Source organism: Streptomyces sp. YGL11-2 (assembly GCF_050054615.1).
Lineage (GTDB): Bacteria > Actinomycetota > Actinomycetes > Streptomycetales > Streptomycetaceae > Streptomyces.
Window position 1 is genome coordinate 181,800 of the sequence record NZ_JBNHIN010000015.1, and the last position, 11,911, is coordinate 193,710.

General features: G+C 73.5%; 11 protein-coding genes. 4 read left to right on the forward strand and 7 right to left on the reverse strand.

What is annotated here, in order from left to right; genetic code table 11:
* From ACO1BR_RS19380 to ACO1BR_RS19390, 3 genes are read right to left on the reverse strand one after another with little or no spacing between them, the layout of a single operon-like run.
* On the reverse strand, window positions 1-543 hold the full coding sequence (locus ACO1BR_RS19380; protein WP_426796313.1) for a DUF1990 family protein: 543 nt from the start codon (window positions 541-543) through the stop codon (window positions 1-3).
* Window positions 540-1,307 (reverse strand): crotonase/enoyl-CoA hydratase family protein, encoded by a 768-nt coding sequence (locus ACO1BR_RS19385; protein WP_426796314.1) that lies wholly within the window; start codon window positions 1,305-1,307, stop codon window positions 540-542. Before ACO1BR_RS19385 ends, ACO1BR_RS19380 begins: the two co-directional genes overlap by 4 nt.
* A complete protein-coding gene (locus ACO1BR_RS19390; RefSeq protein ID WP_426796315.1) occupies window positions 1,307-2,956 on the reverse strand; it encodes an acyl-CoA dehydrogenase family protein in 1,650 nt (549 codons plus the stop codon). The genes ACO1BR_RS19385 and ACO1BR_RS19390 overlap by 1 nt, the downstream gene beginning before the upstream one ends.
* Before the next feature lie 113 nt (window positions 2,957-3,069).
* On the opposite strand from ACO1BR_RS19390, the gene ACO1BR_RS19395 reads away from it, so the two are divergent.
* Together ACO1BR_RS19395 and ACO1BR_RS19400 are read left to right on the forward strand one after the other, a co-directional pair.
* The gene (locus tag ACO1BR_RS19395) at window positions 3,070-3,822 is read left to right on the forward strand and encodes a PaaX family transcriptional regulator C-terminal domain-containing protein (protein WP_426796316.1); all 753 of its coding nucleotides are present in this window, start codon (window positions 3,070-3,072) and stop codon (window positions 3,820-3,822) included.
* A gap of 661 nt (window positions 3,823-4,483) precedes the next feature.
* A complete protein-coding gene (locus ACO1BR_RS19400; RefSeq protein WP_426796317.1) occupies window positions 4,484-5,185 on the forward strand; it encodes a transglycosylase family protein in 702 nt (233 codons plus the stop codon).
* Window positions 5,186-5,416: 231 nt separating this feature from the next.
* Here the strand turns inward: ACO1BR_RS19400 and ACO1BR_RS19405 are convergent, their stop codons facing one another.
* Together ACO1BR_RS19405 and ACO1BR_RS19410 are read right to left on the reverse strand one after the other, a co-directional pair.
* Window positions 5,417-6,370 carry an amino acid permease gene (locus tag ACO1BR_RS19405; RefSeq protein WP_426796318.1) on the reverse strand — a complete coding sequence of 318 codons (954 nt, stop codon included), beginning with the start codon at window positions 6,368-6,370 and terminating at the stop codon, window positions 5,417-5,419.
* Between the two features lie 162 nt (window positions 6,371-6,532).
* Window positions 6,533-7,708 (reverse strand): lactonase family protein, encoded by a 1,176-nt coding sequence (locus tag ACO1BR_RS19410; RefSeq protein WP_426796319.1) that lies wholly within the window; start codon window positions 7,706-7,708, stop codon window positions 6,533-6,535.
* 246 nt (window positions 7,709-7,954) lie between these two features.
* Between ACO1BR_RS19410 and ACO1BR_RS19415 the strand changes: the two genes are divergently transcribed.
* The gene (locus tag ACO1BR_RS19415; protein ID WP_426796320.1) at window positions 7,955-9,043 is read left to right on the forward strand and encodes a tetratricopeptide repeat protein; all 1,089 of its coding nucleotides are present in this window, start codon (window positions 7,955-7,957) and stop codon (window positions 9,041-9,043) included.
* Here the strand turns inward: ACO1BR_RS19415 and ACO1BR_RS19420 are convergent.
* On the reverse strand, window positions 8,937-10,361 hold the full coding sequence (locus tag ACO1BR_RS19420) for a lipase maturation factor family protein (protein WP_426796321.1): 1,425 nt from the start codon (window positions 10,359-10,361) through the stop codon (window positions 8,937-8,939). The genes ACO1BR_RS19415 and ACO1BR_RS19420 overlap by 107 nt on opposite strands.
* A 412-nt stretch (window positions 10,362-10,773) precedes the next feature.
* Here ACO1BR_RS19420 and ACO1BR_RS19425 point away from each other — a divergent pair, with 412 nt between their 5' ends.
* Window positions 10,774-10,944 carry a hypothetical protein gene (locus tag ACO1BR_RS19425; RefSeq protein ID WP_426796322.1) on the forward strand — a complete coding sequence of 57 codons (171 nt, stop codon included), beginning with the start codon at window positions 10,774-10,776 and terminating at the stop codon, window positions 10,942-10,944.
* Between the two features lie 81 nt (window positions 10,945-11,025).
* Here ACO1BR_RS19425 and ACO1BR_RS19430 read toward each other — a convergent pair whose 3' ends face one another.
* Window positions 11,026-11,601 (reverse strand): TIGR03086 family metal-binding protein, encoded by a 576-nt coding sequence (locus tag ACO1BR_RS19430; RefSeq protein WP_426796323.1) that lies wholly within the window; start codon window positions 11,599-11,601, stop codon window positions 11,026-11,028.
* Between the last annotated feature and the right edge of the window lie 310 nt (window positions 11,602-11,911).

Genomic DNA, 11,911 nt, shown 5'->3' on the forward strand with positions numbered 1-11,911 from the left:
TCAGCGGGCGGCGGCCGGGCGGCGCGCCAACCGGCGGAGGGTGCGGCCGAGTCGGCGGACATAGCAGTGCTGGAACACCGGGACCAGTGGGCCGGCGAGCCGGGTGAACCACCGGGCCGGGCGGCTGAACGCGGTGACCGTGAACCACACCGAGCCGTCCGCCCGCAGCTCGACGACGAACGCCTCCTCGCCGCACTCCGGATGCCCCTCCCGGGTCCCGTACGCAAAGCCGATCCGGTCCGCGTCGGCCACCGCCCACACCACCCGGCAGGGGCCGGTCACCCGCAGCGGCCCGATGCCCACGGAGACGTCGACCGGCACACCCGGTGCGGCCCGCGGCGCGCCGGCCCTGACGCGGGTGCCCGCGGCCCGGTGCATCCGGAAGCCGGTGACCGCCGCACCGGCCGCGTCGAACACCGCCCGGCCGTGCCCGAGCGGCAGCGCCACCCGCAGATGGTGGTAGCCGGCGGGCAGCGGAGCGCCGCGGGTGCCGCCGCGCTCCGGGTACGTGAGATCGGCGGGGCCGTGGTCTGCTGCGCTCATCGCCCGTCGTCCGCCTCACCGTGCCGTCCGGCTCCCGCCGTGAACCGCGCCGCGCCCTGGAGGCCGTCCGTCAACACGGCCCGGCCGTAGTGCAGTTCGGTCGCCATGGCGTCCCGCTCTGGCTGCCCCTCCTGATCCAGCAGGGACGCCCGGTCACTGCGCAGGCACGCCTGGGGGAGGCGGGCGAGTTCCGCAGCCAGCCGCTCCGCCTCGGCACGGGCCGCGCCGGCCGGGACCAGCCGGTGCACCAGCCCGATGTCCAGCGCCTCCACGGCCGGTACCGCACGCCCGGTCAGTACCAGGTCCATCGCCCGGCTCGCGCCGATCAGCCGGGGCAGCCGCACCGTGCCGCCGTCGATCAGCGGCACCCCCCACCGGCGGCAGAACACCCCGAAGACCGCGTCCTCCTCCGCGACCCGCAGATCGCACCAGAGCGCCAGCTCCAGTCCGCCGGCCACCGCGTGCCCGGCGACCGCCGCTATCACCGGCTTGCTCAGCCGCATCCGGGTCGGCCCCATCGGTCCGTCGCCGTCCGGTGCCACGCGGTTGCCGCGCCCGGTGCCGACCGCCTTGAGGTCGGCCCCCGAGCAGAACGTCCCGCCCTCGCCCCACAGCACCGCCACGCTCGCACCGTCATCGGCCTCGAACGCGCGGAAGGCGTCGGCGAGTTGCCGCGCCGTCGCGCCGTCCACCGCGTTGCGGGACGCGGGCCGGGACAGCACCACCGTCGTCACCGGCCCCGCGCGCTCCACCCGTACGGACATCAGGCGCCGTCCCCGCCGGTCCGGGCCCGCCCCAGCACCGCCGCCAGATCGACACCGGCCGGCAGCGTGCCGAACGCATGGCCCCACTCGCCGCCCAGCCGCGAGGCGCAGAACGCGTCCGCGACCGCCGGATGGCTGTGCCGCACCAGCAGCGACCCCTGGAGGAGCAGCGCCATCCGCTCCGCCAGCGAACGCGCCATCAGCTGCGCCCGCTCCGGATCGGCGAGCCCGCCGAGCATCGTGCGCAGCCCGGCCGCCGCCGCGTCCAGCCGCCGGTCGGCGCCCGCCGCCGCGTCCACCTCCGCGAAGTACGCGTCCAGCGCGGCGGGTTCCCGGCCCAGCGCGCGCAGCACGTCGAGCGCGGCGACGTTCCCCGAGCCCTCCCAGATCGACAGCAGTGGCGCCTCCCGGTACAGCCGCGGCATCCCGGACTCCTCGACGTACCCGTTGCCGCCCAGGCACTCCAGCGCCTCCGCGGCATGCGTACTGCCGCGTTTGCACACCCAGTACTTCCCGGCCGCCAGCGCCAGCCGGCGCAGCGTCGCCTCCTGCCCGTCGCCGGCCTGCGACCGGTCCACCGCCGCGGCCAGCCGCATCGCCAGCAGTGTCGCCGCCTCCGACTCGACCGCGAGATCGGCGAGCACCGCGCGCATCAGCGGCTGCCGGTCCAACTCCCGCCCGAACGCCTGCCGGTGGGCGGTGTGGTGCAGCGCCTGCCGCAGCCCCGCCCGCATCCCGGCCGCCGAACCGAGCACGCAGTCCAGCCGCGTCATGTTCACCATCTCGACGATGGTCCGCACCCCGCGGCCCGGCTCGCCCACCGGCCAGGCGACCGCAGCCTCGTACTCGATCTCCGACGAGGCGTTGGAGCGGTTGCCGAGCTTGTCCTTGAGGCGCATCAGCCGCATGCCGTTGCGGGTGCCGTCCGGCAGGACCCGCGGCAGCAGGAAGCAGGTGAGCCCCTCCTCGGTCTGCGCCAGCGCGAGGAACACATCGCTCATCGGGGCCGAGGTGAACCACTTGTGGCCGGTGATCCGGTAGCTGCCGTCGCCGGCCGGCACCGCACGGGTGGTGTTGGTCCGTACGTCGGAGCCGCCCTGCTTCTCCGTCATCGACATCCCGGCGATCAGCCCCCGCTTGGTCAGCGGCGCCCGCAGCCCGAAGTCGTACGTCCGGGAGGCGAGCAACGGCTCGTACCCGGCGGCGAGTTCGGGCGCGGCGCGCAGTGCGGGGACCGCGGCGTAGGTCATCGAGATCGGGCAGCCGTGGCCCGGCTCGGCCTGCGACCACACATAGAACTTGGCGGCGCGCACCAGATGCGCCCCGGGGCGGTCGTCGGCCCAGGGCGCGGCGTGCAGACCGTTCGCCACGGCCGCGGTCATCAACTGGTGCCAGGCCGGATGGAACTCGACCTCGTCGACCCGGTGCCCGTACCGGTCGTGGGTGTGCAGCCGGGGCGGCTGCTCCTCGGCCCAGCGCGCCTGCTCCTGCACCGCGGCCGAGCCGGCCAGCGCGCCGAGCTCGGCCACCTCGCGCTCGCCCCAGCCGGCGCCCTCCCGGCGCAGCGCCTCCAGCAGGGCCGGCTCGTCCGCCGTACTGAAATCCAGGAGCGGCGGGGCCTGGTTCGTTACGTCATGGGTGACGGTCATGGCACTGACGTTACAGATTCTGCACAGCCGCGGGAAGTATGTAAGGCCGTCGGGCCGCGACCGGTGGCATACGGGGGCACCGCCCTTACCGCTGGCTAGACTTCGCGGCACCTATGAACGACGACCCCCTCGCGCTGCGCCCGCTGACGGCCCGCTCCATCGTGCTGAGCACCCTTCTCGGGCACCATCCGCCCCGGCTCCCGGCGCGCGCCCTGGTACGGGTCGGGGAACTCTTCGGCATCGCCGAGGGCACGGTCCGGGTCGCGCTCTCGCGGATGGTCGCGGCCGGCGACCTCCAGCAGCGGGCGGGTTCGTACGGGCTCACCGCCCGGCTGCTGGCGCGCCAGGCCCGGCAGGACGAGAGCCGGTCGCCGCGCACCCGGCCCTGGCACGGGGAGTGGGAGATCGCCGTGGTCACCACCGCGGAGCGCCGACCGGCCGCCGACCGCACCGCGCTGCGCCAGGCCATGGCGGCGCTGCGGCTGGCCGAGCTGCGGGCCGGCAGCTGGCTGCGCCCCGCCAACCTCGACCGGTCCCGCCCTGTCGTCGTCACCGCGCAGTGCACCTGGTTCACCGGCGCCCCGGACGGCGATCCCGCCACTCTGGCCCGCGGGCTGTGGGACCTGGACGGCTGGGCGGTGCGGTCGCGGGCGCTGCTCGCGGCGCTGGACCGGGCCGGCACCCCCGCCGAACGCTTCACCGTCTCGGCCGCGGTGCTCCGGCATCTGCTCGCCGACCCCCTGCTCCCGCAACCCCTGTTGCCCGAGGGGTGGCCGGGGTCCGCGCTCCGGTCGCGCTACGACGCGTTCGAGGCCGAACTGCGGGAGCTGCTGCGGCAATACCTGGCGCCCGACGGCGAGGGGTGAGCTTGCCCGGCGCACGGGCCACCGCCTTGGCACGGCGGTCGTCGCCCCCTTCGCGCGGCGGGTCGGCACGGCCGAGGGGCGCACGGGCGGCGCGGTGACGCGCAGCGACGCGGAGCGTGATGGCGCGGGCGGGGGCGCGCGGGGCCGGGCGGCCGTCGGCCCTCGGGTGCGCCGGGCAGGTTTGCGCCGTCCGGCGGCCCGCCGTCCCGGGTAGGGCCTGCCAACTCCTGAGCAAACATGGGCGGTTGCACCGGCCCGGCGGTCCGTGCGCGGTGTGTGCAGCCCCCGCCGCGCATATGCACCGAGGCCGGCGGACGCGCTCGGCGCGATCGCTCCAGGTCGAACGGGTGTGTGAATTTTTCGGATCCCGGGCCCCTGGAGCGCGAGGGGTGCGCCCCTACCCGTCGGGTCCGTGCGCCATGCGGAGGAATCCGTACCCCTTCCGGCGGTGAGGGGGCAGGCCGGCCGGTGAAGGCGCAACCGCGCGCTCTGCCCATGCGAACTCCGGCCGTGGTTGTCTCTTACTCGGCAAATTCACGACGCCGCGAAGAAAACGCAACATCAGCCGAAAACCCAGAACTCGCCAAACTCGCGGAAATCACTGGAATATCTCCGCGAGGGAAATGTCGGTAGGTACGGAACACGCGACGGGAGCAGGCACATGGAAATTTCGCAGGTATCGGAATCGCAGGTATCGGAAAACCGGGCAAGGGAAGCGGGCGAACGCGGTGAACTGCTGCGCGGCCGCGGGGTCCGGGGCGTCACCGCAGCCGCCGTCCTGCTGGCGGCCGGCGCCCTCAACCTGACCGCCGAGGAGCCGGCCGAGGCCGTCAGCGGCACGCACTGGGACCGTCTGGCCCGGTGCGAGAGCGGCGGCAACTGGGGCATCGAGACCGGGAACGGGTTCTCCGGCGGTCTCCAGTTCACCCACGCGACCTGGCACTCCTACGGCGGCGGGACCTACGCGTCCCGGGCCTCGCGAGCGACCAGGGAGCAGCAGATCCAGGTCGCCGAGCGGGTGCTGGCCCGGCAGGGCTGGGGCGCCTGGCCGGCCTGCTCGGCCTCGCTGGGGCTCGGCGGCCTCGCCCGCAGCAGCGCACCGCACACCCTGCCGAAGCGCGAAAAGGCCCAGCCGCACCGCAATGGGATGCACCGTTCGCAGCACCAGGAAAAGCCCTACAAAAAGGAGCGGCACCGTCTGGTGAGTGGCGCGAGCGGCTCCGTGGTCGTCAATGACGGCGATACGCTGAGCGGTATCGCCACCCGCCACGGAAAGATCTGGCAGGAGCTCTACCGGCAGAACCGCCAGGCGATCGGTGGGGACCCGAACCTTATTTTCCCCGGCATCCGGCTGCACCTCTGAAATTCCGCCGCCGGCCGACCGGAAGCTGAGCGAATTCGAACTCGGGTAATCGGTCGAATGAATTCGGCGGAGTGAATTCCGGGAACTTCCGGAACGTGTCCATGGGGGAATGCAGGCCGTCCGTGGCGCCGCGGACGGCCTGCCCGCGCGCGGGCCCTCAGCTGTGCCGCACCTGCCGCACCCGCCGCCGGATCTCGTACCCGGCCAGTACCACGGCCAGCGTCAGCAGGCTCAGCCAGAACTGGGCGCGGCTGTCCGGCAGAAACGNACCCGCCGCCGGATCTCGTACCCGGCCAGTACCACGGCCAGCGTCAGCAGGCTCAGCCAGAACTGGGCGCGGCTGTCCGGCAGAAACGCCATCGCCCCGATCACCGCCGCCATCAGCGCGATGGTCACCCAGCTCAGCCACGGGAACAGCCACATCTTCAGGGTCAGCCGCTCCGGTGCGTCGCGCTCCAGCCGGCGCCGCATCCGGACCTGCGCGACGGCGATCGCCAGATACACGAACAGGGCTATGGCGCCATAGGAGTTGATGAGGAACCGGAGGACCACATCGGGCGAAATCCAGGCCGCGATCACTGACAGATAACCGACCGAGGTCCCGGCCAGCAGCGCCCGGCGCGGCACCCCGCTCGCACTCAGCCTGGTGAATGCGCGCGGCGCGTCCCCGTTGCCGGTCAGCGCGAACAGCATCCGGGAGGAGGTGTAGAGCGCGGAATTGAGGCAGGAGAGGACCGCGATCAGCACGATCGCGTTCATAACCGTGCCGGCCGCGGGCACCGCCAGCCGGTCCAGCACTGCCGCGTACGGACTGACCGCGACCGCCTGCGACGTCCAGGGCACCACCGCGACCACCAGGAAGACCGACAGCACGTAGAACGCCACCACGCGCAGCACGATCGAGCGGATCGCCTCCGCCACCGCCCGCTCCGGCTTCACCGATTCGGCCGCCGCGACGGTCACGATCTCCGCGCCGGTGAAGAAGCCGACGCACGGCACGACGGCGGCCAGCACCGCGCCGACGCCGTGCGGCGCGAAGCCGCCCTGCGCGGTCAGCTGCGCCAGCCCGCCGCCGTGCGCCCCCGGCCACAGCCCCAGCACGAACAGCGCCCCCAGGAAGAGGAACACCACGATCGCCACGACCAACCCGGCTCCGATGACCCCGCCCAGCGCGATCAGCCGCATATGGCGGCGCTTGAGGCCCTGCCGCAGACCCGGCCCCGCCGGTGCCGTGTGCTGTTCCCGTGCTCATGAAGGGCGACGCCAACCCGCCGGTCCTGCGGGCCTGTTGCGGCGGTGTTGCGGCCGCGCCGGCTCAGCGGACCGGGCCCGGAGCCGTTGCGGACCTCACAGCGGCAGTACGCACACCGGCACCGGCGCCGCGAACGGCGGGCCCGCCGCCACCAGCGCCCCGGTCCGGGTGTCCACCGAGAACACCGTCACCGACCCCGACTTCTGGTTCGCCGCGAACAGCCACCGCTCGTCGGGCGAGAAGGCGATCTGCCGCGGGAAGTCCCCGCCCACCGGCACCGTGTCCAGCAGCCGCAGCCGGGCACCGCCCGCCTCCACCACGTACCGGGTGAGGCTGTTGTGGCCGCGGTTGGCGAGAAAGGCGAACCGGCCGTTGCCGGTCACCAGGATCTGCGCCGGGTAGCTGACGCCCGCACCCGTCCCGGTGGACTGCGGGGCCCCCGGCACCAGCCGCCCGTCGCGCCGGTCGTAGCCGCAGACCACCACGGTGTTGTCCACCTCGTTGGCCAGATAGGCCCACGCACCGGAGGGGTGGAAGGTCAGATGCCGGGGCCCGGCGCCCGGCCGCAGCGCCGCCCGCGACACCGTCGCCAGCGTCCCGGCCCGCTCGTCCAGCCGGTAGGTGTAGACGGTGTCGTTCCCCAGGTCGACGGCGAGCACATGGCGGCCGTCCGGAGCGGTGATGATCTGGTGGGCGTGCGGCCCGGTCTGCCCGGGGCCGGGCGGTGGGCTCGTGTGGACGACCAGATCCGTCCGCTCGCCCAGCGCGCCGCTGCGCCCGTCGATCGGATGGACCGCCACGCTTCCGGACAGGTAGTTGGCGCTGAGCAGCCAGCGACCGCGGGGATGCACCGACAGATGGCAGGGCCCGGCCCCGCCGGTCGACCGGCTGTCCAGCACCACGGGCGGCCCGCCCGCGCCCCACGGCAGCGCCATCGCGGTCACCGCGCCGTCCTGCCGTTCGTCGACGGCGTAGAGCGTCCGGCCGGACGGCGCGAGCGCCAGATACGACGGGTCGGCGACCCCCGGGACCACGCCGGCGGCGGTGAGCGCGCCGGTGGCCGGGTCGTAGCCGCCGAGCCCGACGCCGGTGCCGCCGCCCGGGGCGGAGGTGTACGTCCCCAGGAACAGCGGCCGGCCGCGCCGCGGCGTCCGCGCGGCGGCGGGTTCCCCGACCGTCAGGGCCGCCGCCCCGGCCAGTCCCGCCGTGACCGCCGTCACGAACCGCCGCCGGCCGAACCCGCCGCGCGCCGCTGCCGCCGCTTCGCTCATGCCACACCTCCGGGTACCGGGGCTGCCAGGGTGGCCTGCGCCCCATACCCCCGCAAGGGGGCGGCACTTGACGCACCATCAGCCCGCCGGACCCCGACGGACCCGTACATCCCGATGATGACCCGCACCCCCACCCGTAGCACTCCAGTCGTACATCACAACCCATACGCGGACGGATTCGCCGCCCCCCTGCCGCCTCGTAGTTTCGTGATCAAGGCAAACAGATGATCGAGAGGCCAGGGATCGATGTACGGCAAGGCATTCGCCCCGGAGTACCAGGGCGAACTGGGATCGGCACTGAGCGTGAACTCCTCGTACGAGGAGGTGCTGGACACCGCGAACCGGGCGCTCGCCGACGCGGACACCGCGCTGGAGCGGGCCCGCGCCCAGCTCGCGGTCGCCGAGGCCAACCGGCGGCTGGGGCGGGTCGACGCGGCGGGCAGCGCCTGGCGGGCGAGCTACCGCAGCGCTCGCGACACCGGCGACCCGGCCGCCATGGCGTGGGCGCTGTGGAGCGGCGGCACCCTGGCCCGCCAGTGCGGCACCCTGCCGCTCGCCCGCCGGCTGCTCGGCCACGCCGTCACGCTGGCGGCCGACAGCGGCGACCGGCTCGCCCAGGGCTACGCCCTCGCCGGCCTCGCCGAGACCGGCCGCATCCAGGGCGACTACGCCGCGGTCGCCGAGCTCCACGAGCAGCTCCTCGAACAGGCCCGGGCGCACGGCGAGGCCCGGCACATGGTCTGGGCGATGTCCGGCATCGCGCAGATGCACCGCAACACCGGCGACTACGACAAGGCCCTGGAGCTGTTCGAGGAGTCCGTCCGGATCGCCACCGAGGCCGACGACGCCCGCGGCCGGGCCTGGTCGCTGCGCGGCATAGCCGACGTGCGCTCCGTCCGCGGCGAGCCGGACCGGGCGCTGGACCTGCTGTCCGAGGCGGAGGCCATCTGCCGCACCATGGACCTGGCCAGCGCGCTCGCCTACAACCACAAGATGCGCGGCAACGTCCTCTACCGCGCCGGCCGTTACGCCGCCGCCCGCGACACCTACGCCCTCGCGCTGCGGGAGTTCACCGAGATGCACGAGCCGCGCGGCGAGGCGCTCTCCCGGCTCGGCCTGGCCAAGTCCCGCGCCCGCCTGGGCCGCGACCGCACCGAGACGCTGGTCGAACTCGACGCCCTGGAAGGGGACTTCGGCCGCATCGGGCTGCGCCACGCGCGCGAGATGGTCATCGCCTTCCGAGCAGAGCTGACCGCGACACCGGCGCCAGGAACTCCCGCTCCGCGCTCCGGTGCCACCACTCGCCGGTCTCCCGCAGTTCCCGCCAGGTCGTGAAGCGGTAGCGGAAGACCCTGGCCCGCACCCGCGCCGGCGGCAGATCGGGGAACGGGTTGCGGCGCAGCAGCCGCAGGGTGTCCCGGTCGTTCTCCAGCAGCCGCGCCACGAACGGCAGGAACCACGACCGCGCATAGGCCGGCGACAGCGCCGCGAACCACATCAGCCAGTCCAGCCGCAGGTGATACGGGGCGAACTGGCGTGGCAGACGGGACGGTTCACCCGGCTTGCCGTGGAACTCGTACGCCTTCCAGACCGTGTCCGGCCCGCTCACCGCGTCCTCGGTGCCCTCGACGACGACCTCCCGTCGCACCCGGGTGATGCTGCCGAACGCGCCGTAGGAATTGACCAGATGCAGCGGCTCGAACGAGGTGTTCATCAGCTGCCCCCTGGAGAGCAGATTGCACGCCGGACGGTAGCTGAGCCCGACGACGCCCGCCGCGGCGGCGACGACCAGCACCTCGAACCACACCGGCGGTGCACCCGGCGACGGCGGCGGACCGGCCCACAGCGGGGCGGCGGCCGACAGGGCGAGCGCGATGGTGACCCAGTTCAGCCAGGAGAAGTTGCCGGACAGCACCAGCCACAGCTGGGTGGCGGCCATCCCGAGAGCCGCCCATCCGGCCACCGGCTGCGGGGTGAACAGCAGGACGGGCAGCACGAGTTGGGCGACGTGGTTGGCACCGGTCTCCACCCGGTGCAGCGGCTTCGGCAGCCGGTGGAAGAACCAGCTCAGCGGCCCCGGCATCGGCTGGGTCTCATGGTGGTAGTAGAGGCACGTCAGATCGCGCCAGCAGCTGTCGCCGCGCATCTTGATCAGCCCGGCCCCGAACTCCACCCGGAACAGCAGCCAGCGCAGCAGCCACATGACCAGCACCGGGGGAGCGGTATCGGCATTGCCGAGGAAGACCGCCAGCGCCCCCGCCTCCAGCAGCAGCGTCTCCCAGCCGAAGCCGTACCAGGTCTGCCCGACGTTGACGACGGACAGGTACATCGCCCACAGCACCGCCCACACGGCCATCGCCGCCCCCAGCGGCACCGCGTCCGCCCCGCCCGCCGCCACCCCCGCCGCGAGCACCGCGCCGCCCCACGCCCAGCCCGCGAAGAACCGGTCCGAGTAGTGCAGCTGGAAGACAGACGGCGAGAGCCGGAACGGCACCCGTGCCACGAAGTCGGGGATCGGCAGCATTCCGCGCGCCCCCAGCAGCGCCCGGAACTGCCGGGCCGCCGCGACGAACGCCACGCAGTAGAGCACCGCCAGCATCCGCTGGAACACCAGCCGCCCGAGCCATGCACCAGGATCCGAGAACCATTCCACGCGCACATGGGTAGCACCGCCGCCAGCGGCGCAGGACGCGGCGCGCGGGAGGGCGGCCGCCGCGAAGCGGACCACCTTCCCAGCCTACGGAAGCGGACGGACCCGGCAACCCGGCTGCTCCGGCGGGCCCGCGGACTGCCATTCGGGTGAGTGACGCACCGTATGCCTCGCCCCTGTGCCCTTGTCGCACACGGGGGCGGTTTTTCCCCGTTCCCCTGACATGCCTTTATCGCCGGAAAAAGTCGAGCGGAGCACGAGGGGCGTCGATATTCTGGAGGGCGACGGACGACCCTTCTGGGAGACGCCAACACCATTGGCCCGTCGCGGGAACGCCACGAACCCTGGCCGACCTCCCGGTCTGTGAACAAGGCGCCACCGCGTCGGAACCAATACCTCGATGAAGGAGTGCGTGGTGGCTTTGCACAAGGCTCAGAACAAGCAGCCCCGATTGAAGCAGGGCGAGCGCCCCGGCCGTATCAAGGAAGTCCGCAACCTTGAAGCCTGGGATCGCTGCGGCCCGGTGCGTCTCGCCGGCTGCGAGGAGGATCCCGTCGAACCGCACATCTTCCGCGGTATCGACTGACCGCGGCCCGCGGCGCTCCCCGGCCCGGTTCCCGGTGAGCGCCCGGCGGTCCCGCTCCGCCCGCCCTGACCCCGCTCCGGGTCAGGGCCGACGCCCGAGCAGACACAGCAGCCGCGTCAGATCGTCCGCGCCCTCCGGCGGCTCCACGGGGGCGGCGAACAGCCCGGACCCCTCCAGCTTCCCGGCGTACGGCTCCACTTCGCGCAGCGCCGCCTTCGCCAGGTGGTCCGGCAGCCGTTCCTCGGCGCCGATCGCGCGGGAGAGATCCCAGGCGTGCACCACGGCGTCGGCGGTCATCTGCGAGCAGTACGCGTCGGCCGGTGCCGTGCCGTACGAGAGGTGGACCGAGCGGTGCAGCGCGCCCGGCTCGGCGAACGCCGCCATGGCGGCCGTCGACGCCCGGTCCCAGACCCCGACCGGATCCTCGCCGAGCTGGTCACCGTCGAAATCCGGGCCCACCTCGGCAATGGTGGCGCCGTCGCGCACCAGGCGTGGCACCCACAGCTGCTCGGCGGTGACGTGGTTCACCAGATCGAACACCGACCACTCCGTGCACGGCGTGGGCGCCTCCCACTGGTCCTCCTGGATGGCATGGACCCGGGACCCGAAGAGCTTCAGCGCCTCGCCGTGGGTGCGCAGGACGTCGTTGTTGTTCATGGTCCTTGAGGATAGGAGGGTGCGGCCCACGTTGCCGTCTTTCCCACCGGGGGTGCCCCCCACGTAGCCGGCTTTCCCGCCGCGGTTTCCCACCGGGGGTGCCCCCCACGTAGCCGGCTTTCCCGCCGCGGTTGCCCACCGGGGGCGACCCCCACGTAGCCGGCTTTCCCGCCGCGGGGGAGCGGGTGCGGTTCTCCCGCCTTCGGCGGGAGCGGAAGGGGTTGTGGGCCGGGGCGCCTTGTGGGTGGTGGGTGCCGGGGCCGGTCCTCCGGCGCCTGTGGTGTGGACTGCTTCGCTTTACGTCCACACC